The 24815-nt window shown below is 67.5% G+C and carries 26 protein-coding genes; 16 read left to right on the forward strand and 10 right to left on the reverse strand.

Features of this window, described 5'->3' with window-relative positions; genetic code table 11:
- Window positions 1-3 precede the first annotated feature (3 nt).
- The 7 genes from E2E30_RS08315 to E2E30_RS08345 all read right to left on the reverse strand — a co-directional run bounded on the left by E2E30_RS08315 (window position 4) and on the right by E2E30_RS08345 (window position 4517).
- Complete coding sequence (locus E2E30_RS08315; protein ID WP_133188955.1) at window positions 4-624, reverse strand: ATP-binding cassette domain-containing protein; 621 nt, start codon at window positions 622-624, stop codon at window positions 4-6.
- Window positions 614-1294 carry a molybdate ABC transporter permease subunit gene (gene modB / locus E2E30_RS08320; protein WP_133188957.1) on the reverse strand — a complete coding sequence of 227 codons (681 nt, stop codon included), beginning with the start codon at window positions 1292-1294 and terminating at the stop codon, window positions 614-616. The genes E2E30_RS08315 and modB overlap by 11 nt, the downstream gene beginning before the upstream one ends.
- 14 nt (window positions 1295-1308) lie before the next feature.
- The gene (gene modA / locus E2E30_RS08325; RefSeq protein WP_133188959.1) at window positions 1309-2067 is read right to left on the reverse strand and encodes a molybdate ABC transporter substrate-binding protein; all 759 of its coding nucleotides are present in this window, start codon (window positions 2065-2067) and stop codon (window positions 1309-1311) included.
- Window positions 2068-2138: 71 nt separating this feature from the next.
- Window positions 2139-3323, reverse strand: coding sequence for a molybdopterin molybdotransferase MoeA (locus tag E2E30_RS08330; RefSeq protein ID WP_133188961.1), 1185 nt, complete (start codon window positions 3321-3323; stop codon window positions 2139-2141).
- The gene (moaC, locus tag E2E30_RS08335) at window positions 3320-3838 is read right to left on the reverse strand and encodes a cyclic pyranopterin monophosphate synthase MoaC (protein WP_133188963.1); all 519 of its coding nucleotides are present in this window, start codon (window positions 3836-3838) and stop codon (window positions 3320-3322) included. The genes E2E30_RS08330 and moaC overlap by 4 nt, the downstream gene beginning before the upstream one ends.
- A gap of 33 nt (window positions 3839-3871) precedes the next feature.
- Entirely contained in the window at window positions 3872-4069 is a 198-nt protein-coding gene (locus E2E30_RS08340) for a hypothetical protein (protein ID WP_133188965.1), read from the reverse strand.
- A gap of 70 nt (window positions 4070-4139) precedes the next feature.
- Entirely contained in the window at window positions 4140-4517 is a 378-nt protein-coding gene (locus E2E30_RS08345; protein WP_133188967.1) for a MucR family transcriptional regulator, read from the reverse strand.
- Between the two features lie 292 nt (window positions 4518-4809).
- Here E2E30_RS08345 and E2E30_RS08350 point away from each other — a divergent pair, with 292 nt between their 5' ends.
- The 10 genes from E2E30_RS08350 (at window position 4810) to E2E30_RS08395 (ending at window position 14751) form a co-directional block, all read left to right on the forward strand.
- Window positions 4810-5502 (forward strand): endonuclease/exonuclease/phosphatase family protein, encoded by a 693-nt coding sequence (locus tag E2E30_RS08350; RefSeq protein ID WP_133188969.1) that lies wholly within the window; start codon window positions 4810-4812, stop codon window positions 5500-5502.
- On the forward strand, window positions 5502-7799 hold the full coding sequence (locus E2E30_RS08355) for a patatin-like protein (protein WP_206365665.1): 2298 nt from the start codon (window positions 5502-5504) through the stop codon (window positions 7797-7799). The genes E2E30_RS08350 and E2E30_RS08355 overlap by 1 nt, the downstream gene beginning before the upstream one ends.
- 56 nt (window positions 7800-7855) lie before the next feature.
- Window positions 7856-8179: a hypothetical protein gene (locus E2E30_RS08360; RefSeq protein WP_133188973.1), complete on the forward strand. Its 324-nt coding sequence runs from the start codon at window positions 7856-7858 to the stop codon at window positions 8177-8179.
- Window positions 8176-8850: an orotidine-5'-phosphate decarboxylase gene (gene pyrF / locus E2E30_RS08365; RefSeq protein WP_133188975.1), complete on the forward strand. Its 675-nt coding sequence runs from the start codon at window positions 8176-8178 to the stop codon at window positions 8848-8850. Before E2E30_RS08360 ends, pyrF begins: the two co-directional genes overlap by 4 nt.
- Before the next feature lie 28 nt (window positions 8851-8878).
- Entirely contained in the window at window positions 8879-9517 is a 639-nt protein-coding gene (locus tag E2E30_RS08370; protein WP_133188977.1) for a phosphoribosylanthranilate isomerase, read from the forward strand.
- A 183-nt stretch (window positions 9518-9700) separates the two neighbouring features.
- On the forward strand, window positions 9701-10930 hold the full coding sequence (trpB, locus tag E2E30_RS08375; RefSeq protein ID WP_133188979.1) for a tryptophan synthase subunit beta: 1230 nt from the start codon (window positions 9701-9703) through the stop codon (window positions 10928-10930).
- A 130-nt stretch (window positions 10931-11060) separates the two neighbouring features.
- The gene (trpA, locus tag E2E30_RS08380; protein WP_133188981.1) at window positions 11061-11858 is read left to right on the forward strand and encodes a tryptophan synthase subunit alpha; all 798 of its coding nucleotides are present in this window, start codon (window positions 11061-11063) and stop codon (window positions 11856-11858) included.
- Entirely contained in the window at window positions 11855-12715 is an 861-nt protein-coding gene (accD, locus tag E2E30_RS08385; RefSeq protein ID WP_133188982.1) for an acetyl-CoA carboxylase, carboxyltransferase subunit beta, read from the forward strand. Before trpA ends, accD begins: the two co-directional genes overlap by 4 nt.
- Before the next feature lie 166 nt (window positions 12716-12881).
- On the forward strand, window positions 12882-14219 hold the full coding sequence (locus E2E30_RS08390) for a bifunctional folylpolyglutamate synthase/dihydrofolate synthase (protein ID WP_133188984.1): 1338 nt from the start codon (window positions 12882-12884) through the stop codon (window positions 14217-14219).
- A 70-nt stretch (window positions 14220-14289) separates the two neighbouring features.
- Complete coding sequence (locus tag E2E30_RS08395; protein ID WP_133188986.1) at window positions 14290-14751, forward strand: DUF6628 family protein; 462 nt, start codon at window positions 14290-14292, stop codon at window positions 14749-14751.
- Between the two features lie 5 nt (window positions 14752-14756).
- Here E2E30_RS08395 and E2E30_RS08400 read toward each other — a convergent pair whose 3' ends face one another.
- Both E2E30_RS08400 and E2E30_RS08405 read right to left on the reverse strand, forming a co-directional pair.
- A complete protein-coding gene (locus tag E2E30_RS08400) occupies window positions 14757-16073 on the reverse strand; it encodes an AmpG family muropeptide MFS transporter (protein ID WP_133188988.1) in 1317 nt (438 codons plus the stop codon).
- A 98-nt stretch (window positions 16074-16171) separates the two neighbouring features.
- Window positions 16172-16603 carry a response regulator gene (locus E2E30_RS08405; protein WP_133188990.1) on the reverse strand — a complete coding sequence of 144 codons (432 nt, stop codon included), beginning with the start codon at window positions 16601-16603 and terminating at the stop codon, window positions 16172-16174.
- 283 nt (window positions 16604-16886) lie between these two features.
- Here E2E30_RS08405 and E2E30_RS08410 point away from each other — a divergent pair, with 283 nt between their 5' ends.
- Both E2E30_RS08410 and rsmD read left to right on the forward strand, forming a co-directional pair.
- Window positions 16887-18020 carry a pseudouridine synthase gene (locus E2E30_RS08410; protein WP_240699076.1) on the forward strand — a complete coding sequence of 378 codons (1134 nt, stop codon included), beginning with the start codon at window positions 16887-16889 and terminating at the stop codon, window positions 18018-18020.
- 1 nt (window position 18021) lies between these two features.
- Window positions 18022-18570 (forward strand): 16S rRNA (guanine(966)-N(2))-methyltransferase RsmD, encoded by a 549-nt coding sequence (gene rsmD, locus E2E30_RS08415; protein ID WP_133188992.1) that lies wholly within the window; start codon window positions 18022-18024, stop codon window positions 18568-18570.
- A 129-nt stretch (window positions 18571-18699) separates the two neighbouring features.
- On the opposite strand, the gene E2E30_RS08420 is transcribed toward rsmD, so the two are convergent.
- A complete protein-coding gene (locus E2E30_RS08420) occupies window positions 18700-20355 on the reverse strand; it encodes an inorganic phosphate transporter (protein WP_133188994.1) in 1656 nt (551 codons plus the stop codon).
- Window positions 20356-20626: 271 nt separating this feature from the next.
- Between E2E30_RS08420 and E2E30_RS08425 the strand changes: the two genes are divergently transcribed.
- From E2E30_RS08425 to E2E30_RS08440, 4 genes are all read left to right on the forward strand, one after another.
- Complete coding sequence (locus tag E2E30_RS08425) at window positions 20627-21889, forward strand: glycosyltransferase (protein WP_240699077.1); 1263 nt, start codon at window positions 20627-20629, stop codon at window positions 21887-21889.
- A gap of 46 nt (window positions 21890-21935) precedes the next feature.
- Window positions 21936-24248, forward strand: a complete 2313-nt coding sequence (locus E2E30_RS08430) for an ATP-dependent helicase (RefSeq protein WP_133188996.1) — start codon at window positions 21936-21938, stop codon at window positions 24246-24248.
- Window positions 24249-24326: 78 nt separating this feature from the next.
- The gene (locus tag E2E30_RS08435) at window positions 24327-24572 is read left to right on the forward strand and encodes a hypothetical protein (protein WP_133188998.1); all 246 of its coding nucleotides are present in this window, start codon (window positions 24327-24329) and stop codon (window positions 24570-24572) included.
- On the forward strand, window positions 24572-24787 hold the full coding sequence (locus E2E30_RS08440) for a DUF2283 domain-containing protein (protein ID WP_133189000.1): 216 nt from the start codon (window positions 24572-24574) through the stop codon (window positions 24785-24787). The genes E2E30_RS08435 and E2E30_RS08440 overlap by 1 nt, the downstream gene beginning before the upstream one ends.
- Window positions 24788-24815: the final 28 nt, after the last annotated feature.

The following is a 24815-nucleotide window of genomic DNA, read 5'->3' on the forward strand; positions in this document are numbered from 1 at the left end:
CGCTTACCCCGCGCCCATATCGACGACCGTCGTCGCCAGCCGATCGACCTCGTTTCGGTCGTGGCTGACATACAGGATCGGCAGCCCGACTTCGTCGCGCACACGCTCGATTAACACCATGATCTCCGCCCGCCGCGCGCGGTCGAGCGAGGCGAGCGGCTCGTCCATCAGCAGGAATGCCGGCCCAGACAGCAGCGCCCGCCCGATCGCGACACGCTGCGCCTCGCCCCCCGACAGCGTGCGCGGCCAGCGATCGAGCAGATGCGCGATGCCGAGCAGTTCGCTCACCTCGTCGAGCGTCATCCCTGCCCCTGCCGCACGGCCAGCGCCGTAGAGCAGGTTGGCGCGCACGCGGTAATGCGGGAACAGCCGCGCATCCTGGAAGATATAGCCGCAACGGCGCTGCTCGGCGGGAACGTTGGTGCTGCGATCGAACAGCGTCCGACCCGCGACGCGGACATGCCCGGCATCCGGCCTGAGCAACCCCGCGATCATCGCGAGCGCGCTCGATTTGCCCGCGCCCGACGGACCGAACAGCGCGGTCAGCCCCGCCCCGCTCTGGAAGGCCAGCGCCGCGACGGTCCCCGAGCGGAAGCGATGCCGCACGTCGACGTCAAAAGACATGGTCGACGCCCCCGCGGCGGCTGAGCCATTCCGACAGCACCAGCGCCGCCAGCGAGAGCAGCACCGAGATCAGCGCGAGCCGCGCGACCATCGGGTCCGATCCCGGCACCTGCAACGCCGAATAGATCGCGATCGGCAGCGTCTGCGTTTCGCCCGGGATGTTCGAGACGAAGGTGATCGTCGCGCCGAATTCGCCGAGCGAGCGCGCGAACCCGAGCACCGCACCCGCCGCGATCCCCGGCAGCGCGAGCGGGATCGTGATCGTCCGCCACACGCGCATCCGCGACGCGCCGAGCGTCCGCGCGGCACCCTCGAGCCGCGGGTCGACCGCTTCGATCGACAGCCGGATCGCGCGGACCATCAGCGGCAGCGCCATGATCCCAGCCGCCACCGCCGCCCCGGTCCAGCGGAACAGCAGCGACACGCCGATCGCCGCAAGCGGCGCGCCGAGCGGTCCGTTCGGCGCGAAAGCCAGCAGCAACAACCAGCCCGTCACCACCGGCGGCAACACCAGCGGCAAGTGGACGAGTCCGTCGAGCAGAAACTTCCCCGGAAACCGCGCCCGCGCGAGCAGCATCGCGAGCACGAACGCGATCGGCAGCGTCACCAGCACCGCGACCAGGCTGATCTTGAGCGACAGCCAGACGATCGTCCAAAGCTCGGGGGTCATCGCCGCTGCGACGCTCAGCGGGCCACGAAGCCGTAGCGCCGGAAGATCGCCTTGCCCGCGCTCGACACCAGGAAACGGCGGAACCCCTCCGCCGCCGCTGGCGACGGCGCGGCCTTGAGCACCGCGACCGGATAGGTGATCGGCGGATGGCTCGCCGCGGGGAACACCCCGACGATCCGCACGCGCTTCGAGGCATAGGCGTCGGTCGCATAAACGATGCCGTACGGCGCCGCGCCCCGCTCGACCAAGGCGAGCGCCGACCGGACGGTATCGCCGCGCGCAACCTTGGGCGCGACCGCGCTCCATATCCCCAACGCGGTCAGCGCCTGTTGCCCGTATTTCCCCGCCGGGACCGCGCTGTCCGCCATTGCGAGCCGCCCGCTGCCGAGCCACTGCGCCAGCGCGAAGCCGCGCTTGATCGTCACTGGCTTCGCAACTGCTGCGGGCGCGACGAGCACCAGCCGGTTGCCGAGGAACGTCACGCGGCTCGCCGGCACGATCGCACCCTTCCTGGCGAGCGCGTTCATCCAATCCTCGTCGGCCGAGACGAACAGGTCGGCAGGCGCCCCCGCCTCGATCTGCCGCGCCAGCGCCGAGGAGCCGCCGAACGAAATCACCGGCCGCTCATGCCGCTGCGCCGCCCAGGCATCGGCTGCGGCGTTCATCGATTCCTGCAAGCTCGCCGCCGCGAGCACGAGCGGCCCGCGCGCGAGCGCCGGAGTCGCAGCCAGCAAGGCGACCGACACGGTGAGCACGCGAAAGAGGGGGCGCATCGTCAAACTCCTATGGCCGAGCCCGTGCATGGCGCGCTCCGTGCGGGAGAGCAACCCGGTCCGCTGCCCGCCTAGAAGTCGATCACCGACACCGTGCTCCCGGCCGGTGCCGCGGCGGCATGCGGCAGCCGCCGGATCAGCACATCGGCCTCGGCCAGCGCGCGCTGCAGCCCCGAATCCTGGTTGGCGAGCGGAGCAACGCCGTCGCCGTCGAAGCGCGCGCGCACGAAGGTCTCGCGCGCGCTCACCGCATCGAGCGGCGCGGTCAGCGTCGCACTCCGCCAGCGCAGCGCCGCCGACGGCGCGCGACCGCTCAGCCCTGCGAGCAGCGTCGTCAGGAACAGCCGCGCGGTGACCATCGCCGAACTGGGATTGCCCGGCAGCCCAAGCACCAGCTGGTCGCCGCGCCGGCCGAACCAGACCGGCTTGCCCGGCATGATCGCGATCCGCGAGAACAGGATTTCGGTCCCGAGCGACACGAAGATCTGCTTGGCATAATCCTTCTCGCCGACCGACGCCCCGCCGGTGACAACGACGACATCGGCCTCGGCAAGCGCCTTGGTCGCGCCCGCGGTCAGCTCGGCGATGTCATCGCGCAGGCGGTACCGCCCCATCATCTGCGCGCCCCAGCCTTCGCCGAGCGCAGCCGCGCCGTAGGACGCGCTTTCCGGGATACTCCCCGTCCGCTCGCGCGCACGACCCGGCTCGGCGAGCTCGTCGCCCGTGCTGATCACGCTGAGCCGCGGGCGTCGCCATACCGAAAGCGTCGCGACATCCGCCCCAGCCGCTGCGACCAACGCGCGCGGCCCGAGCACGGTGCCCGCGGGGAGCAGGACTTCGCCCATGCGGAAATCCGACCCATGCGGCCGGATGTAGCGCTTGCCGGAGAGTGTCCCGACGACGCGCATCGTATCACCCTCGCGCTCGACATCCTCCTGTACGACAACCCGGTCCGCGCCCTGCGGCAGTGGGGCCCCCGTGAAGAGCCTGACGCACGCGCCAGACTGCACCACTCCGTCGAAGGCCGTGCCCGGATAGGCAGCGCCGATGACGCGAAACGGGGGCGCCAGCGCGAGATCGGCATCCCGCAGCGCATAACCGTCCATCACCGATATGTCCGAGCGCGGCGCATCGACCTGCGCGACGCACGGCTCGGCCAGCACACGCCCGAGTGCCGCACCGAGCGCAACCGCTTCCGCCGCGAGCGGCTTCGCCTCGGCAGTGACGATCGCGAGCGCCGCGTCGAACGAGATCACGCCGCGTCCGCTTGCCAGACGCCCGAGCGGCCTCCCGATTTGTGCGTCACTTGGATCCCCTCGATCCGCATCGTCCGGTCGACGGCTTTCAGCATGTCGAACAAGGTGAGGCATGCGACGCTGACCGCGGTCAATGCTTCCATCTCGACTCCGGTCTGCCCCTTGGTCTTGACGGTCGCCGCGACGCGAAAGCCCGGCAATGCGGGATCGGGCGCAATCCGCACCTTGATGCTCGTCAGCAGCAGCGGGTGGCACATCGGAATCAGCGTGCTGGTCTGCTTGGCCCCCATCACCCCGGCAAGCTCGGCGGTCTGCACCACCGCGCCCTTGGGCGCCTCGCCGCGCAGGACGATGTCGAGCGTCTCCGCGGTGCAGTGCAGTCGCCCCTCGGCGGTGGCGACGCGTGCGGTATCGGCCTTTTCGCTGACATCGACCATATGCGCCCGGCCCGCAGCGTCGATATGCGTCAACGCATCCGCGGTGGCGAGCGACGGGCTGGTATCAGGATCGGGCATGGTCTGTCCCATAGCTGGCGTCGCGCTCACCGTTCAGCCCTCGTCGATATCGAGGAACGGCACCACGTCGTTATCGGTCGCGAACCACAGCCCTGCCTGAACATCTTCGGGCTGTTGACGCGCGAGGATCATCGCGTCGGCGAGCGACCCGTAGAACAGCGTCTGCGCAACGGGGTCGCTCTCGTCGAGATAATATAGCCGCACGCTCGCGGTGGAGGAAGTGGTGCGCATCGCGCTGCTTTGCCGCCGCCGCGCGACCACGGCAAGGCCTCACGATGGTACCGGTGTCAGGGGGGCGGTGTCACCGCTGAACGCGACCGAGGCCGCTCGCCTTCGCCATGCCCGAGCGCACGACGCTATAGTCGGCCGCGGTCATCGGATAGGATTCGGGCAACGACCATTTCTCGCGATAGGTTTCCGGCGTCAGCCCGTGGCCCGACAGATGGCGCTTGAGCGCCTTGAAGCGCGCACCGCATTCGAGGCACGCGATCGAATCAGGACGAACGCTCGCGCGCACCGAAACGGCCGGCGTGGGCGCTTCGGCGGCTGCTTCCGCCGGCGCTTCGCCAAGCTGCGTCATTGAGGCGTAAACCGACTTTATTAATTCGGGCACTTCACCGCTGGCGACGCGATTGGCGCTGACTTGCGCGATGACAATATCGCCAACGAGCCGTAACATCTTCAAATCCAACAATATCTCTTCCTCGTGTGCGCTCTTTGTGCGCCGCAGCACCGCAAGAGCCGTCTATTATAAGGTGATATAGTCTTAAAGGTCCCAGAAGGTTGCGGCCTTGCAGGAATTAACATGGTTTATATGCAGGGTGCGCGATATGGAACACCTACCTCCGCCAGCGCTTCGCGCTATACATCGTGCGCTCATCCCGATGTGCCAATTGCGTTAGATGGACGATGATCGACCAGTTTTCCTATCACCAGCGTTCGATCGGTCAGGCCCTGCGAACAGCCGACGCATGATCAAGGTCGTCAGCTACAACATCCACAAGGGCATCGGGCTCGATCGGCAGCGCGACCCGCAGCGCATCCTCGACGTGCTGCACGAGATCGGCGGAGACGTGATCGCGTTGCAGGAGGCCGATCGCCGCTTCGGCACCAAGGCGCGCATCATCCCGCAGCGTCTGATGGACGAGCATAGCCCGTGGCGCGCGATCCAGATTGGCCATGACCGCGCGAGCATGGGGTTTCACGGCAACGCATTGCTCGTTCGCAAGGAGGCCGCGGTGCACAGCTGTGCGACGCTGCATATCCCGGCGCTCGAGCCGCGCGGCGCGATCCGTGCCGATGTCGTCGCGAACGGCACGCCGATCCGCGTGCTGGGGATGCATCTCGATCTGTCGGGGCTGTGGCGCCGCAAACAGGCGCGCGCGATCCTCGCGCATATCGACGGATGCCCCGCACGCCTGCCGACGGTGTTGATGGGCGATCTCAACGAATGGACCCCGGCCGGCGGATGCCTGCACGATTTCGGACGCGACTATCCGAGCGTCCCGACCGGCCCGAGCTTCCATGCCCGCCGCCCGGTCGGGCGACTCGACCGGATCATGACGCGCGGCTTTCGCGTCGTCGATTACGGCGTGCATGCCAGCGTGATCGCCCGCCGCGCCTCGGATCATCTGCCGATCTGGGCGGTGCTGGACCCCGAGTGATGCGCGAGAAGGAACTTCGCCTCGCGCTCGTCTGCTATGGCGGCATCAGCCTTGCCGTCTACATGCACGGCATCACCAAGGAAATCTGGCGGCTCGCGCGGGCCAGCCGCGCCTTCCACGCGGGCGACTCGGCTGCGGCGACGGGCAGCGAAGCGGTCTATTTCGCCTTGTTCGAAGAAATCGAGGCCGAGACCGGGCTCAAGCTGCGCGTGCTCGTCGACATCATCGCCGGCGCGAGTGCGGGCGGGATCAACGGCATCTTTCTGGGCCAGGCGATCAGCACTGGCCAAAGCCTCGAACCGCTCACCCAGCTCTGGCTCGATTCGGCCGATATCGAGGCGCTGGTCGATCCCAAGCAAGCGCCGACGCACCGCTTCACCAAGGTCTGGGCGCTGCCGCTCGCCTGGATGGCGGGGCGCCGCGATGGCGAGGATATCGACCAGACCGTCGAGCCCGGCGAGCGCGAGGAAGTCCGCGCCAAGCTTTCGCATTTCATCCGCTCGCGCTGGTTCGAACCGCCGTTTGGCGGCGAGCGTTTCACCGGGCTGATCCTCGATGCGCTCGCAGCGATGGCCGCCTCACCGCGCGAACCGCGCCTGCTCCCCCCGGGTCAGCCGCTCGACCTGTTCGTCACCGTCACCGACTTCCGTGGCCATCCCGAACGGCTGACGCTCAATTCGCCACCCGAAGTGGTCGAAACCGAGCACCGCGTGATCGTCCCGTTCAGCGACCACGGCATCGCCGGCGAGACGCTCGCCGACCCCGCCGAGCTCGCCTTTGCCGGGCGCGCGACGTCGAGCTTTCCGGGGGCCTTCCCGCCTTTCATGGTCGGCGAGCTCGACCGCGTGCTCGAGACGCGCAAGGCCAGCTGGCCGGGCCGCGCCGCCTTCCTCAAGCGCATCCTGCCGCGGCAATTTGCCGTGAACGCCGCCGAAAGCGCGGTGCTGATCGATGGCTCGGTGCTCAACAACGCGCCGTTCCGCCCCGCGATCGAAGCGCTGCGCGAGCGTCCGGCGCGCCGCCAGGTCGATCGGCGCTTCGTCTATATCGACCCCAACCCGCGCGGCGCGCTGGTGTTCGGTGCGACGCGGAGCGAAGTCCCGGGCTTCTTCCAGACGATCCTCGGCGCGGTCACCGAATTGCCGCGCGCGCAGCCGATCCGCGACAATCTCGAGGAGATTGCCACGCGCTCGCGCCAGATCGAGCGCATGCGTGCGATCATCGCGGGGATCCGGCCCGAGGTCGAAAAGCAAGTCGAGGCGCTGTTTGGCTACACGCTGTTCCTCGATTCGCCGACCGCGGCACGGCTCGCGACATGGCGCCGCCGCGCGCAAGCCGCCGCCGCCAAGAGCGCGGGCTATGGCTATGCCGCGTACGGCCATCTCAAGATCAACGGCGTGGTCGAGGCGATCACCGACTTGCTGTACCATGCCGGCGGCGAGCCCGGCGGGCAGCATTGGCGGCGGATCCGCGGACATATCGCCGAGGCGGTGAGCGCGCGCGGGTTCGACGATATGCAATCGAGCCTTGCCGGCGGAGCGAGCCGCGCGACGATCGGTTTCCTGCGCACCTTCGACCTGGGCTTTCGCTTGCGTCGGCTGCGCCTGCTCGCGCGCCGCATCACCGATCTCGAAGGCGACCAGCCCGAGGCCGAACTCTCCGGGATCCGCGAGGCGATCTACGAAAGCCTTGCCGAATATCTCGAGCGCAAGCGGACCGACCGCTACGGCGCGTTGCGCGACGCGGTGCAGGGCTTGCGCGGCGATGCCGGACCGTTGCTCGACGCGCTGGGCACGGCGATGGACTTGAAGGCGCTCGACAGCCGCACCGAGGCGCGCCTGGCAGCGGCGTTCGCCGGGCTCAGTCGCGAGATCAAGCGGCCGATCCTCTTGACCTATCTCGGCTTCCCCTATTTCGATGTCGCGACGCTGCCGCTGCTGCAGGGCGAAGGGCTCGACGAATTCGACCCGATCAAGGTCGATCGGATCTGTCCCGACGATGCCGCGAGCATCCGCAGCGGCGGCGCCGAAGCGAGTTTGAAGGGCATCCAGTTCAACAGCTTCGGTGCGTTCTTCAGTCGCGCCTATCGTGAGAACGACTATCTGTGGGGCCGGCTGCACGGCGCCGAAAGGATGATCGACATCGTCCTGTCAGCGCTCGAACCGGGCATGACGCTCAAGGCTGGACGCACCGCCGCGATCAAGCGCGCGGCGTTCCTCGCGATCCTCGACGAGGAAGCCGAGAAGCTGACCGCGGTCCCCGGCCTGTTCGAGACGCTGCGCCGCGAGATCGGCTGAGGCGGCAAACGACGCGGCAGGTTGGCAACCCACCGCATTGCCATTACGCTGCCGTCATGCAGTTCCTCAAAATCCTCTTCTGGTGTCTTCTCGCCTTCATTGCGGCGGTCTTCACGCTCGGCAATTGGACCAGCGTGCCGATCAAATTGTGGGGCGGGATGGAAGCGCTGGTCAATTTGCCGCTGCTGCTGCTGCTGACCTTCCTCGCCGGGCTCGTGCCGACGCTGCTGTGGCATTCGACGTTGCGCTGGCGCCTGCGCAACCGCCTCACCGCAGCCGAGCGTGCGCTGCACGATCTGCGCGTCACCGCGGCACCCGTGCCGGTCTCGACGCTCAGCCCCGAATCCTTCGTCGTCGTCCATCCGGTCGACCCGGCATGAGCAACCGCATCTACGTCGCGCTCGACACGCCCGATCTCGCCAAGGCGCACGCAATGGCGGGCAAGCTTCGCCACCATGTCGGCGGGATCAAGCTCGGGCTCGAATTCTTCATGGCCAATGGCCGCGCCGGCGTGCGCGACATGGCCGAGCTCGGCTTGCCGATCTTCCTCGACCTCAAGCTCCACGACATTCCCAACACCGTCGCCAAGGCGATCATGGCGCTGCGCGATCTCGCGCCGGCGATCCTCACGGTCCATGCCGCCGGTGGACGCGCCATGCTCGAGGATGCCAAGGCGGCGGCGCCTGCCGGCACCAAGGTGGTCGCGGTGACGACGCTGACGAGCCTCGACGGAACCGATCTCAAGTCGATCGGCTGCATGGGCGATCCGCACGAACAGGTCCTGCGCTTGACCGAACTCGCGCGCGACTCGGGTGTCGATGGCGTGGTCTGTTCGGGCGAGGAAGTCGCCGCCGCACATAGATTCTGGCCCAAAGGTTTCTTCGTCGTGCCAGGTGTACGGCCCGCCGACGGCGTGGTCGGTGACCAGAAGCGCGTCGTCACCCCGCGCGCAGCGATCGACGCGGGCGCGTCGATCCTGGTGATCGGTCGCCCGCTGACGCAAGCCGAGGATCCCGACGCGGCCGCGCGCGCGATCGCAGCGACGCTCTGAGCAAGCGCTGAGGAACCGTCGAACCGTCATGCAGATCAGCGCGAAAATCTGTGGTCTCTCGACCCCCGAAACGCTCGACGCCGCGATCGACGGCGGCGCGAGCCATGTCGGATTCGTGTTCTATGCGCCGTCGCCCCGTACGCTATCGCGCGATCGTGCCGCACAACTCGCGGCGCGCGTGCCAGCGCATGTCCAGCGTGTCGGGGTGTTCGTCGACCCTGATGACGCGTTGCTCGACCGCGCGATCGCGGCTGGGCATCTCGACGTTCTGCAACTCCACAAAACCCCGGCTGCGCGCAGCGCCGCGATCAAGGCGCGGACCGGCCTGCCGCTGTGGAGCGCGGTCGCGGTGCGGACGCGCGCCGATTTGGCGGAGGCGGCAAACTTTGGCGGCGTCGCCGATCGGATCCTCTACGATGCCAAGACGCCGCCCGGTGCCGCGCTTCCCGGCGGGATGGGCGTGCGGTTCGACTGGAGCTTGCTCGAGGGCTTCCGGCATCCCTTGCCATGGTTGCTGTCGGGCGGGCTCGATCCGGTCAATCTGCGCGAGGCGGTGGCGATGACCGGCGCGACGCTGGTCGACGTCTCCTCGGGCGTCGAAAGCGCCCCGGGGATCAAGGATGTCACGAAAATCCGCGCGTTCCTACAGGCGGTAAACGACCTCTAATCTTGAAGCCCTCTCCCATCCTTCATGGGAGAGGGTTGGGTGAGGGTCTTCTGTCTTCTTTCTTCGGCCGCGCACCCCGCCTCAAGAAAAAGACCCTCACCAAAACCTCCCCCGCGAAGGCGGGAGAGGGCTTTACGCCGCACCCGGCTCGACACGCCCGCGCCAGGTGCTAAACGGCACGGCATGAACGCTCCCAACTCCTTCCGCACCCAGCCAGACGAGCGCGGCCATTTCGGTGACTTCGGCGGCCGCTATGTCGCCGAGACGCTGATGCCGCTCGTGCTCGAGCTCGACACCGCCTATCGCGCCGCCAAGGCCGACCCGGCCTTCAAGGCGCAGTTCGACGATCTGCTCGAACATTATGTCGGTCGCCCGAGCCCGCTCTATTACGCCGAGCGCTTGACCGAAGCGCTGCGCGAATCCGCGCCCGAGGGCAAAGGCGCGCAAATCTGGTTCAAACGCGACGAGCTCAATCACACCGGCGCGCACAAGATCAACAATTGCATCGGGCAGATCCTGCTCGCGATGCGCATGGGCAAGACGCGGATCATCGCCGAGACGGGCGCTGGCCAGCACGGCGTCGCCACCGCGACGGTCTGCGCGCGCTTCGGCCTGCCGTGCATCATCTACATGGGCGCCAAGGACATCGAGCGGCAGGCCTCCAACGTGTTCCGCATGAAGCTGCTCGGCGCCGAAGTCCGCCCGGTGACGAGCGGATCGCATTCGCTCAAGGATGCGATGAACGAGGGCATGCGCGACTGGGTCGCCAACGTCCACGACACTTTCTACATCATCGGCACCGCTGCCGGCCCGCATCCATACCCTGAGATGGTCCGCGATTTCCAAAGCGTGATCGGCATCGAGGCACGCGCGCAGATGCTCTCGCGGATCAACCGCCTGCCCGACATGCTCGTCGCGGCGATCGGCGGCGGGTCGAACGCGATCGGGCTGTTCCACCCCTTCCTCGACGATAGCGACGTGGCGATGCTCGGCGTCGAAGCGGCGGGTCGCGGGCTCGACAAGGAGCATGCGGCGTCGCTCGCCGGCGGCGCGCCGGGCATCCTCCACGGCAACAAGACCTATCTGCTGCAGGACGAGGACGGCCAGATCACCGAGGCGCACTCGATCTCGGCCGGGCTCGATTATCCGGGCATTGGCCCCGAGCACAGCTGGCTGCACTCGATCGGCCGCGTCGAATACACCTCGATCACCGACACCGAGGCGCTCGATGCGTTCCAGCTGCTGTGCCGCACCGAGGGCATCATCCCCGCTTTGGAACCATCCCACGCCATCGCCGCGGTGGCGAAGCGCGCGCGCGAAATGGACCGCGACCAGATCATCCTCGCGAACCTGTGCGGGCGCGGCGACAAGGACATCTTCACCGTCGCCGAGGCGCTCGGGGTGGCGCTATGAGCGCCGTCCAGAAGGCATCGTCACCCCGGCCTTGTGCCGGGGTCCACCAAGCCGCAAACTCCCCAGTCCGACACTCTTGCGTTGCGCTCGCTGCACAGTGGACCCCGGCACAAGGCCGGAGTGACGACCGATGAGTAACCGCCTCGCCGCCGCCTTCGCCAAGGGCCACCCCGCGCTCGTCACCTTCGTCACCGCGGGTGACGGCCCGACGCCTGCGATCCTCGACGCGCTCGTCGAGGGCGGCGCCGACGTGATCGAGCTCGGCATGCCGTTCACCGATCCGATGGCCGATGGCCCCGCGATCCAGGCGGCGAACATCCGCAGCTTGCTCGCCGGCACGCGCACCGCCGACATCCTCGCGATCGCGACCGACTTCCGCGCGCGCCACCCGGATACCCCGCTGGTCCTGATGGGCTATGCCAATCCGATGACGATCCGTGGCGGCGCGTGGTTCGCTGACGCCGCGCACGCCGCCGGCGTCGACGGCGTGATCTGCGTCGACATCCCGCCCGAGGAAGATCCCGAGCTCGGCCCCGCGCTGCGCGCCAAGGGCATCGCGCCGATCCGCCTCGCCACGCCGACCACCGACGCTGCCCGCCTCCCCGTCGTGCTCGATGGCGCGAACGGCTTCCTCTATTACGTCTCGGTCGCCGGCATCACCGGGCTGCAACAGGCGGCGCAGACCTCGATCGACGAAGCGGTCAAGCGGCTCAAGGCGCATACCGATCTTCCCGTCGCGGTCGGCTTCGGCGTGCGCACGCCCGAACAGGCCGCCGCGATCGCCAAGGTCGCCGACGGCGTCGTCGTCGGCTCGGCGATCGTCGAACTCGTCGCCGAGCATGGCGCGGCCGCTCCGCACGCCGTGCGCGCCTATATCCAGTCCCTGTCGGCGGCGATCCGCACCGCCCGCGAAGGAGTTCCCGCATGAGCTGGCTCACCAGCGTCCGCAACGCACTGGCCTATGTCGTCCCCGTCAAGAAAGAGACGCCCGACAATCTGTGGCACAAGTGCAAGAGCTGCGGGACGATGACGTTCCACAAGGAGCTCGAGGACAATCTCCACGTCTGCCCGCATTGCGACCATCATGATCGCATCGGGCCGCTGCTGCGCTTCGAATATGTGTTCGACAAGGGCAGCTACACGATCGTGCCGCTCCCCAAAGTGCCCGACGACCCGCTCAAGTTCCGCGACACCAAGCGCTATGTCGACCGGATCAAGGCCGCGCGCGTCGCGACGTCGGAGGGCGACGCACTGATCACGGCGCGCGGGACGATCGAAGGCCGCAAGGCGGTGATCGGCGTCCAGGACTTCGCCTTCATGGGCGGATCGATGGGGCTTGCGGTCGGCGAGGCGTTCATCCGCGGCGTCGAGACCGCGATCCAGGAGAATTGCCCGTACATCATCTTCACCGCCGCCGGCGGCGCGCGGATGCAGGAAGGCATTCTCAGCCTGATGCAGATGCCGCGCGCGACGGTGGCGATCGCGATGCTGCACGATGCCGGACTGCCCTATATGGTCGTGCTGACCGATCCGACGACGGGCGGCGTGACCGCGAGCTATGCGATGCTCGGCGACGTCCAGATCGCCGAGCCCGGCGCCTTGATCGGTTTCGCCGGCCAGCGCGTGATCGAGCAGACGATACGCGAGAAGCTGCCCGACGGCTTCCAGCGCGCGGAATACCTGCTCGAGCATGGCATGATCGACATGGTCAAGCATCGCCGCGACCTGCGCGCGACGCTGGCGAGCCTGATCGACTATCTGTGCGGCGCGAAGATCGCTGCGTAGCGCAACCAACGCCCCTCCCGCTTGCGGGAGGGGCCGGGGGGTTGGCGCGCTATGCACGCGCGCTACGCCTGCCGGGGTGGGCTAGCGCTCTCAACGCGCGTATCGTTTGCTGATAGCGCGCGCCCACCCCCTACCCCCTCCCGCAAGCGGGAGTGGAGGAGTTGAAATGCCCGATCACGCAACTTCCACCGACTCAGCGGTCCAAGCCCAGCTCGACCGGCTCTGGTCGCTTTCCCCCGGCGCCGACATCCTTGGGCTCGAGCGCATCACGGCGCTGCTCGACCGACTCGGTAATCCGCACCACCGCCTGCCCCCGGTGATCCATGTCGCGGGCACGAACGGCAAAGGCTCGACCTGCGCGTTCCTGCGTTCGGCGATCGAAGCGTCGGGGCTTACCGCGCACGTCTACACCAGCCCGCATCTGGTCCGCTTCAACGAGCGGATCCGCCTCGCCGGCACCCTCATCACCGACGATGCCCTCGCGACCTTGCTCGCCGAAGTGCTCGATCACGCCGCCGACCTGACGGCGAGCTTCTTCGAAGTCACCACCGCCGCCGCCTTCCTCGCCTTCAGCCGCACGCCCGCCGACGTGTGCATCATCGAGGTCGGGCTTGGCGGCCGACTCGATGCGACCAACGTGGTGCCGGCGCCGATCGTCACCGGGATCGCGCAACTCGGGATCGATCATCAGAGCTTTCTCGGTGAAACGCTCGGGGAGATCGCGGGCGAAAAGGCCGGGATCGCCAAGTCGGGTGTTCCGCTCGTCACGATGCGCTATCCCGCGCCGATCGCAACACGCGTCGCTGCGGTCGCGCGGACGGCCGGAGCCAAGCCAGCGCCCGCGGGCGACGACTGGCACTTCACGGTGGAAAGCGATCGCCTGATCTATACCGACGCCAATGGGACGATCGAAACCCCGCTCCCGCGCATGGCGGGCCCGCACCAGCCCGAGAACCTTGCGCTCGCCATAGCGCTGCTGCGGCATCAATCCACGCTTGCGATCCCAGCCGACGCCTATCGCATCGCCGCCGAGACGACGCACTGGCCCGCGCGGATGCAGCGGCTCCACCCCGGCCCGCTGCTCGACCAGCTTCCAGCAGGCAGTCAGCTGTGGCTCGACGGCGGGCACAACCCCGCCGCAACACAGGCGATCGCAGCCGCACTCGATGCGATCGCGCATCCCGCCGTCGGGCGTAGCGAAGTGCATCTGGTGCTCGGCATGCTCGCGAACAAGGATCCGGTCGGGCTGCTCACCCCGTTCGCGCGACTGGCGACGACGCTTCACGCGGTGCCCGTCCCGAACCACGAGCATCACGCGCCCGCTGCGCTCGCCGCGGTTGCGCATGACCTCGGGATCGCAGCCCATACCAGCGCCGATATTGCGGGTGCGTTGCGCGACATCACGACGATCGCCGATCCGGCGGAGCCGCCGATCGTGCTGATTCTGGGCTCGCTCTACCTCGCCGGGGAAGCGCTTTCGGCGAATCTCGAGGCGCCAGACTAACGCGCTTTTATTGCGATTGACTTGCAATAGCGAATGCCAGAGGATGCTCTCAGCAACGGAGCATCCCCTCATGAGTCTCAGCCCAGCCCCCTCGCCCAGCCCCGCACAGCGCCCGTCGGCGCTCGCCGCCAGCTTGCCGAATGCGATGCCGGAAGACCCCAATGCGCGCTTGCTGCTGTTCGCATTCCGCCGGCTCGGCGCGAACGGCCTCAACGACGCGCACGGCGCGCAGGCGTTGTTTCACAGCTTTGGCGCAGCGTTTCGCCGGCCCTTGCTGTTGCTCCGGACGATGATGGCCGATCTCGCACATTCCGCGACTTGCCCGATCGCGATCGCGCCGTGCTGCTGTCTGCGGATGACGAGCGCCGAGGCCGCGATCCTGACGATCGTCGCCCGCGCCGAGACCGCCCCCGAAACCGCACGGCTGCTGCTCGGCGACTTGATCGGCGTGCGTCGCCCGGACGGCGTGCTCGCCAGCGTCACCGCGCTGGCGCAGGCGTTCGCCGATGCCGGGCGACCGGTTACGGGGTGAAGCCGCTAGCCGGCCGGTCGCGCATCCTCGGTCTCGCCGACCGAGGCGTCGATCAGCCCCTTGCGGCTCATCCACCAGAACAGCAGCACGCCCGGCAGCGCCGCGACCGTCGTCAGCAGGTAGAAGTTCACATAGCCCATCGCGTCGATCAGGCTGCCCGCGGTGGTGCCCGTCACCGCGCGCCCGACGATGCTCGTCGCCGCCGAGATCAGCGCATATTGCGCCGCGGTGAAGCGCGAATTGGTCAGCGCCGAGAAATAGGCGACGACGGTGACGCCGCCGATCCCGCTCGAGAAATTCTCGAAGCCGATCGCGCCCGCCATGCCGAGGTTCGAATGCCCCGCCATCGCCAGCCCGGCAAAGCTGAGGTTCGACACCATCATCAGCACGAGCGAAATCAGCACCGAGCGCTTCATGCCCAGCCGCGTATAGATCAACCCGCCGATGAAGATCCCGACGAGATAGGCGAGGAAGCCGATCCACACGTCGTAAAAGGCGATCTCGTCATTGGTGAATTTGAGCGAGTCGAACAGCAGTCGGAAGGTCAGATTGGCGAGCGTGTCGCCGATCTTGTGGATCAGGATGAACAGCAAGACGAGCAAAGCGCCCTGCCGCTGGAAGAACTGCACGAACGGCCCGATGATCGACGCGCCGAGATTGGCGATCCCGCCGCGTGCATCGGGCTCGCGGTGCCGCGCGGGCTCGCCGTAGAGCAGGCCCGCGATCATCGCGGGAAGCGCGAACAGGCCGCACAGCAGATAGGCGTTCGACCAGCCGAAGCGCGCCGCCACGACCAACGCGAGCGCCCCCGCGCCCGCCGACCCAAGCCGCCAGCCATATTGTGACATGCCCGAGCCGACGCCCAATTGCCGCGGCTCGAGGATTTCGATGCGATACGCGTCGATCACGATGTCGAAGGTCGCGCCCGCCGCGCCGACCAGGATCGCTGCGATCGCAGTCGCGTAAATATCAGCCTTTGGATCGACCAAAGCGAGGTTGGCGACCGCCGCCATCACCAGCAGCCCGGCGACGATCAGCCACGAGACACGCTGTCCGAGCCGCCCGATCAGCGGTAGGTGGACGCCGTCGACGACCCACGCCCAGATCCATTTGAGGTTGTAGACCAGGAAGGCGAGGCTGAACGCGGTGACCGTCGACTTGGTGATGCCGCTCTGCGCCAGCCGCGTCGTCAGCGTCGCGCCGATCATCGCGAACGGGAAGCCCGACGAGATCCCCAATGCCAGCGCGGCGAGCGGTGCCTTTTCAAGATACGGCCGGACACCGTCCCACCAATTCGGGTCGCGCCCGGTCACCGCATCCATTCGTCACTCGCCCCTTGCTCGTTAAAGCGCGAGACTAGCGGTAAATCACGTCGGAGGAACCTCCCAATCGTCACCCCGTCACGGACCGGGGCGAGCGATCAGCTTACGGTCACGAACAAACTGAAGCCGTTGGGCATCCGCTTGGGCTTCTTCCCCTCGAGCACGGCTTCGATTGCGGCAATCGCCGCAAGCAAATCACGCTGCGCATAGGGCTTCGCCAGGCACCCTGCGGCGACTTCACGCCCGCCCTCGGGGCAAGAGCCCGTCACGAACAGCACCGGCACGCCGACGCCATGCGCCGCGCGCGCGACGTCGAGTCCGCTGCCATCGGCCAAACTGATGTCGACCAACACCAGATCGATCTCGCGCTCGCGCCCGATGACCACAAGCGCATCGGCGACGCGGTCGACCGTCGCCACCACAGAATATTCGGCATCGCGCAGGAAATGCTCGGTGTCGAACGCCACCAACGGCTCGTCTTCGACAAGCAAGAGGTTGGAAATCCGCCGCTTCTTCTTCGCGAAAAGCATCGCAGGAAATACCCGTCTTTTTTCTCGGGCCACCACAATGGTAGCGCGCGCACCGCCCTCGTTACGCATCCGAGCCTTAACGCGCGGCTACGAGATTGGGCACACATTATTTTGTGCGCACAACATGAGATAAATTGGGTATCAGGCGAGTGTGTCCAAGCCCCCTACCCCAATAGACCGCTCGAACGAGCCCCCGCGACCTTCGACGCGACCCAAAGACGAACAGAGGATCGCAAAACTGCTCGCGCGCGCCGGCGTCGCGTCTCGGCGTGAAGTCGAACGCATGATCGCCGAGGGGCGCGTCGCGCTCGATGGCGTCGTGCTCGATACGCCGGCGACGATCCTGCACTCGCTCACCGGGGTGACCGTCGATGGCGAGCCGATCGCCGCGCCAGCCGCTGCACGGCTGTTCCTCTATCACAAGCCGCCCGGCCTGCTCGTCACCGAGCGCGATCCCGCCGGGCGCCAGACGATCTACGACCAGCTGCCCGACGATCTGCCGCGGCTCGTGCCCGTCGGCCGGCTCGATCTCAACACCGAGGGCTTGCTCCTCATGACGACCGACGGCGAATTGAAGCGTCAGCTCGAACTCCCCGCGACGGGCGTCGAGCGTGCTTACCGTGCGCGCGCCTATGGCCCGATCACGCAGGAGCAGCTCGAGGAGCTGATCCACGGCGTCGAGATCGAGGGCATTCGCTACGGCTCGATCAACGCCAATCTCGAGCGCCGCACCGGCGCCAACGTGTGGATCGAGATGATCCTGACCGAGGGCAAGAATCGCGAAGTGCGCCGCGTGCTCGAATATCTCGGGCTCAAGGTCTCGCGGCTGATCCGTACGCGCTACGGCCCGTTTCTGTTGGGGGATCTCGCGGTCGGCGAGATTGGCGAGGTCAAGCAGCACGACGTCGTGAGCTTCCGCAAGGATCCGACGCGAAAAGGCGGCGGCGAAGCCCCCAAGCTGGTCGAGAAGCCGCGCCGCGAGCAGCGTGGTCCGCAGCAGATCCCCTCGGCGCCGAAGGCCCCGACGCCTAAGCCGCAACCCGCGCGCCGCATCACCAAGACCTCGGCCAACCGCGCCGACAAGGCGGCGTTCGCCGAACCGACGCGCCAGGCGCAGCCCGGCCGCGATCCGGTCGTGCTGACCAAGGCCACCAAGGTGAAACGCTTCTACGACGCCAAGCCGAAGGCCGGCACCGAACCCGTTGCCCCGCGCGCGATCGCGCCGGGCCAGCGGCCGAAGGTGTTCAGCCCCGAACTCGGCCGCAACGTCCGCGCCAAGCCGGGCCGCACCGCCACGCCGACCGAGACCGCCGAGCGCAAGCCCGCCAAGGCGACGCCGCGCACCGCGGGCAAGGCGCGCGCCGCGCCGTCGAAGCCGGCGCGCGTGAAGATCCACAAGAGCCGGACCAGGAAGTAAGATGCGCATCATTGCCGGAAAATGGCGCGGTCGCCCGCTGGTCGCGCCCAAGGGCGAAGCGACTCGCCCGACTGCCGACCGCGTCCGCGAGGCGCTGTTCTCGATGCTCACCAGCCGCGTCGGTAGCTTCGAGGAGTTGGCGGTCGCCGATTTCTTCGCAGGCTCGGGCGCGCTCGGGATCGAGGCGCTGTCGCGCGGCGCCGCGTCGTGCATCTTCGTCGAGCAGGACAAGCCCGCGCTCGACGCGCTGCGCGTGAACTTGACCAAATTGGGCGGCGCGAAGGAAATCGGCGCCGACGTGCGCGCGCAGTCGGTGCTTGCGCTGGGGCTCGCCGCCAAGCCGCTCGATCTGATCGTGATGGACCCGCCCTATGACAGCGGCGCGGGCGCGGTCGCGCTCGACAAACTCAACCGGCTGGGGTGGATCGGCGAGGCGACGTGGATCAGCATCGAGACCGCCAAGGCCGAGCTGGTCGAGGTGGCGGGGTTCGTCGAGGACGTTTCGCGCGTGCACGGCAAGGCGCGGATCACGCTGCTGCGGCGGGCTTGAACAGATAAGCCCCTCCCCTTCAGGGGAGGGGTTGGGGGTGGGGCATGTCTCACCGAGACCGCCAGCGTTTGAGTCGCGGCACGGCCCCACCCCAACCCCTCCCCTAAAGGGGAGGGGCTTTAGATTAGCTCAAACGTGATGCGACAGCCCGAACAGCGTCAGCATCAGCCAGTACAGCCCGCCCGACAGCGCCATTGCCGCGGGCAGCGTCAGCACCCACGCCAGCGCCATGTTGCGCAGCGTCGTGATCTGCAGCCCGGCGCCATTCGCCACCGAGGCACCCGCCACGCCGCTCGTCAGGATGTGCGTCGTCGACACCGGGACCGCGATGAAATCCGCGCCGGCGATCGTCGCCGCAGCGACGATTTCGGCAGCGGCACCCATGCCGTACGTCAGATGCGTCTTGCCGATCCGCTCGCCGACGGTGACGACGATCCGCTTCCAGCCGATCATCGTGCCGAGCCCGAGCGCGATCGCGACGATGATCTTCACCCAATACGGAATGTAGCGCGTGCCGTGCTCGAGATTGGTCGCATAGCTGTTGATCGATTTCAGCTCGGCCGGCGCGAAGGTCTTGGCCGCCTTGTCCTTGTCCTTGACCGCGAGCTTGATCGTATCGAGCGCGAGATACATGTCGTTGCGCAAATTGGGCGTCGCCGCGGCCGGCACCTTCTGCAGCGTGCCATAGCCCTCGATGCGCTGGCTGACGTCGCGTGACAGCGTATCGATCGCGCCGAACACCTGCGGCGACAGCACCTCGCGCACGCGCAGCGCCTTGGTCAGCGTCGTGCGCGCCGCGTCCACCGTCCCGTCCGGAGCATCGCCAGCATGCGCGCGGAATGCGCCGGCGGCCTGGTTGGCGGTCTGGACGAAGGCGGGCATGTCGCGCTCGGGCATCGTGCGATTGAGCGCATAGGCGGTCGGCGCGCAGCCGATCAGGATGAGCATGATGAGGCCCATGCCCTTCTGCCCGTCATTGCTGCCGTGGAAGAAACTCACCGCGGTGCACGTGCCGATCAGCAGCGCACGGATCCCCGGCGGCGGCGGCGTCTGGCCCTCGGGCTCGGCATACAGCTTGGGGTTCCGGATGACGCGCTTCATCAGCCACAGCAGCGCGAGCGCACCGGCAAAGCCCATCAGCGGGCTGAAGAACAGCCCCTTGAAGACGTTGAGCGCTTGCGACCAATCGACCCCCGACGTGCCGCCGGTGTTCGCGGCGATCAGCTGGTTGGCGAAGCCGACGCCGAGCACCGAGCCGATCAGCGCATGGCTCGACGAATTGGGAAGCCCGACATACCAGGTGCCGAGGTTCCACAGCACCGCAGCGAACAGCAGCGCGAAGATCATTGCGAAACCGGCATTGCTGCCGACATGCAGGATCAGGTCGACCGGCAGCAGCGTGACGATCGTATAGGCGACCGCCCCGCTCGACAGCAGCACGCCGAGCAGATTGCAGCATCCCGACCACACCACCGCAACGGGTGCGGGGAGCGAGTGGGTATAGATGACGGTGGCGACGGCATTGGCAGTGTCGTGGAAGCCGTTGACGAATTCGAACCCCAGCGCGATCAGCAGCGCGAGCCCGAGAAACGCGAAGGTGCCGAGCGCCAGCCCCTCGCCGACGTTCGCGGTGTCGGTGAAGATGCTGTAGGCGGCATAGGCGATCCCGGCGAACAGCACGCCGAAGAAGATCCAGCGCCCCGCGGGATGCAGTTTATGGTCGAGCCGTGGCCCATGCGATGCGTCCGTCGCCGATTCGGGGGACGCGAGAAAGGTGGTCGCCATGTCAGCTATGGCCTTCGCTGTGTTCTGTTACGGTATGATGACAGCGCGCGGCTCGCGTGCCGTATCGGTGCCGCCGAGTCGGGAGCCGGCGCCCGGAAAATCGCGCTATTTCAAGCAATGGTCGGCTCGTAGCCCGGCACGACTTCGAGGATTCACCGCGAGCGTCGGCTCCGGTAGGCGATGCCGGGCGCATGGCGTAATGCGATTTGCGTGTCGCGCCGCCGCGCTCTAAAGCGCTTACACGCGACCGGGGGGCGCAGGAGAGATTTGGGTGGGCACGGCTTTTATCGCGAGGGCGCAAGTCGATACTGCCGAGCCTCCGCTGATCGCTCCCCCCCCTGCCCCGTTCCAGCATCCACCGATTGCTGGCCCGCTGCGGATCCTCACCTATCTCTACAGTTTCGCGCCAGGCGGCGTCGAACGCGTTGCGGCACGGCTGCATGCGGCATGGAGCATGCGTGGTTTCGACGCGCAGGTGGTGCTCGCCGACGCCCGCGTCGCGCCACCGCAACCGTTGCGCGCGACGCGACAAGTCGGCGTTCGACCGGCGGCCGGCCAGCTCGCCGGGTTCGTCGCACTCGCGCGCGGGCTTCCCGCGATGATCGGGGCGGAGCGTCCCGACATCCTGTTCTGCGCGGGCAATACCTATACCGCGCTCGCGGTCGTGCTGCGGTTGCTGCTCGGGCGGAAATGCCCGCCGATCGTCGCGAAGATCAGCAACTGCCTCGAGCGCCCCGACATGTCGCCGCCGGTGCGCGCATTCTACCGCACCTGGCTGCGCATCCAGGGGCGCTACATCGACCATTTCGTTGCGATGGCGCCCGCGATGCGCGACGAAATCGCGCAGCGGACCGGGGTCGCGGTCGACCGGATCAGCGTCATCCCCGATCCGGCATTGTGCGCGGACGATCTCGCCCGGCTCGCCGCCGCGCGCGATGCGGCATCGCGCGGTCGCCCCGGCCGCCATTATCTGGCGGTCGGTCGGCTTGCACCGCAGAAGAATTTCGCGCTGCTGCTCGAGGCGTTCGCGCGCGTCGTGACGCCGGGCGATACGCTGACGATCCTTGGCGAGGGCCTCGAACGCGCGAGCCTCGAACGACTTGCGGCGTCGCTCGGGATTGCCGGCGCGGTGCACATGCCGGGGCATACCGACCCGCTCGACCAATGGCTGGCGCAGGCCGACGTGTTCGTGCTGTCCTCGACCTATGAGGGGGTCCCCGCCGTACTGATCGAGGCGCTGGCCGCCGGCTTGCCGATCGTCGCGACCGATTGCTGCGTCAGCATGCGCGATCTGCTGGATCACGGTGCCTTCGGCGCGATCGTGCCGAAGGGCGATTGCGCGGCACTGGCGCGCGCCATGACGACGATCGCGCTCGACGATCGCGCAGTCGTCACGGCCCGGCGCGCCGCCGCCGCGGCGTTCACCGTCGAACATGCCGCCGACGCCTATCTCGACGTCATGCACACGCTCGCCGCACCGCGCCGCGCGCGGGTGGCGGGCAGGATCGACGCGCCCGCGCTCGCGGCCGAATAAGCGGAAGCGCTTGCCCGCGGGCGCGCCGTTCCCTACCTGTTCACCGATGAGTCTCCCCGCCCCTACCGATCAGGATCCGCCCTATTTGCGCGGCCTCAACGCGCCACAGCGCGACGCCGTGCTCACCACCGAGGGCCCCGTGCTCGTCCTCGCCGGCGCGGGCACCGGCAAGACCGCCGCGCTTACCGCGCGGCTCGCGCATCTGCTCAACACGCGGAAGGCTTGGCCGAGCGAGATCCTCAGCGTCACCTTCACCAACAAGGCCGCGCGCGAGATGCGCCACCGCGTCGGCATGCTCGTCGGCGACGTGGTCGAGGGGATGCCGTGGCTCGGCACCTTCCACGCGATCGGCGCGAAGATGCTGCGCCGCCATGCCGAGCTGGTCGGGCTGCAGAGCAATTTCACGATCCTCGACACCGACGATCAGCTGCGCCTGCTGAAACAGCTGATCCAGGCCGCCGACCTCGACGAGAAACGCTGGCCCGCGCGCTCGCTCGCCGGGCTGATCGACGGCTGGAAGAACAAGGGCCTCACGCCCGCCCAGATCGATGCCGGCGAGAGCGAACTCTATGCCAACGGCCGCGGGCAGGAACTCTACGCCGCCTATCAGGCGCGCCTGGTCGCGCTCAACGCCTGCGATTTCGGCGACTTGCTGCTCCACATGCTCGTCATCCTGCAGCGCGACCGCGACGTGCTCGCCGATTACCAGCGCCGCTTCAAATACATCATGGTCGACGAGTATCAGGACACCAACAGCGTCCAGTATCTCTGGCTCCGCCTGCTCGCGCAGGAGCGCAAGAACATCGCCTGTGTCGGCGACGACGACCAGTCGATCTATTCGTGGCGCGGCGCGCAGGTCGAGAATATCCTCAAGTTCGAAAAGGATTTCCCAGGCGCCAAGATCATCCGGCTGGAGCAAAATTACCGCAGCACGCCGCACATCCTCGGCGCCGCCTCGGGCGTGATCGCCAACAATAGCGGCCGCCTCGGCAAGCAGCTCTGGACCGAGCTCGACGCGGGCGAGAAGGTCAAGGTGCTCGGCGTGTGGGACGGCCCCGAGGAAGCGCGCCGCGTCGGCGAAGAAATCGACAGCGTGCAACGCGGTGGCAAGTCGCTCGACGAAATCGCCATCCTGGTCCGCGCGCAGCACCAGACGCGCGAGTTCGAGGACCGCTTCATCGCGACCGGCATCAACTATCGCATCGTCGGGGGTTTCCGCTTCTACGAGCGCGCCGAGATCCGCGACGCGCTCGCCTATCTGCGCGTCGTCGCGCAGCCGGCCGACGATCTCGCCTTCGACCGCATCGTCAACGTCCCCAAGCGCGGCCTCGGCGACAAGGCGGTCGCCAAGATCCACCAGCTCGCGCGCGCGCAGAACGCCCCGCTCGTCACCGCCGCCGCGCGGCTGCTCGACACCGACGAGCTGAGCGGCGCGGCGCGCAAATCGCTCGGCAATCTCGTGATCGACATGGCGCGGTGGCGCGCGCAGGTCACCGAGCTGCCGCATGGCGAGCTCGCGCGCATCATCCTCGACGAAAGCGGCTATACCGCCGCGCTCCAGGCCGAGAAATCGGTCGAGGCCGCCGGGCGCCTCGAGAACCTCACCGAACTCGTCCGCGCGATGGAGGAATATGAGACGCTCGGCGCCTTCCTCGAACACGTCTCGCTGGTGATGGACAATGAGGCTGCGGCCGAGGAGCCCAAGGTCACGATCATGACGATCCACGCCGCCAAGGGCCTCGAATACGACACGGTGTTCCTGGTCGGCTGGGAGGAAGGGCTGTTCCCCTCGCAGCGCTCGCTCGACGAGGGCGGCACCAAGAGCCTCGAGGAGGAGCGCCGGCTCGCCTATGTCGCGATCACGCGCGCACGGCGCCGCGCGATCATCCTCCACGCCGCCAACCGCCGCATCTACGGCCAGTGGACGAGCAGCATCCCGAGCCGCTTCGTCGGCGAACTTCCGCCCGAGCATATCGAGGCCGAGTCGAGCATGGCGGGCGGCGAGAGCCTGTGGCGTGCCAATTGGTCCGAACGCGCCGATCCGTTTGCCGACGTCGCGCGCGGCACCGGCCGCGGCCCGGGGTGGCAGCGCGCGGCGGGCGTCGATTCCGCCAAGCCCGGCGGTGGCTACACGAACCGGACTTTCACGCGCGAGCCAAGCCGCGTCCAGGAATCGCGCGCTTCGGCGGTGAGCCTCGGCAACAAGGGCCGCGCCGACGTTTCGGTCGGGATGCGCGTGTTCCACCAGAAGTTCGGCTATGGCGCGATCGCCGAGATCGAGGGCAACAAGCTCGAGATCGACTTCGAGAGCGCCGGGCGCAAACGCGTGATGGATACGTTCGTGACGGTCGAGGCTTAGTTTCTGAAGCCCCCCCCGTTCAGGGAGGGGGTTCGGGTGGGGCTGTGCCACAAGGTTGGAGTATCGATTGGGGGATCGATGAGAACCACGCGCTATTTCGAGGAACAAGTTCTTCGCAAACGCCCCTATTTGCGCCGCGAATGGATCGCGGCCACGTTAGACCACCCCCTCAAGCGCGCGGTTCAGCCCGACGGCCGCATGCGCCTCTGGCGACGGATAGTGGACGACACCGGCAAAATCTATATTCTGCGCGTCGTGACGCTCGAAGACGGCGAGACTGTGCATAACGCCTTCTTCGACCGCACCTATCGCGAGGTTGAGTGATGAAGCTGCATTACTATCCAGAGACCGACAGCCTCTACATCGAACTGCGCAATGTGCCGGGTGCCGAGACGCGCGAAGTGGCGGATGGAGTCAATATCGATCTCGATGCAGATGGCGCGATTGTCGGAATCGATATCGACCGTGCGTCAACGCAGCTTGATCTTGCCACGCTCGAAATGACGTCGCTTCCACAGTTCGCGCTGCGGGCGGCTTAGAGATTTCCGAGCGCAGTCGATCTTGACG

Origin of the sequence: Sphingomonas sp. AAP5 (assembly GCF_004354345.1) — a bacterium.
Lineage (GTDB): Bacteria > Pseudomonadota > Alphaproteobacteria > Sphingomonadales > Sphingomonadaceae > Sphingomonas > Sphingomonas glacialis.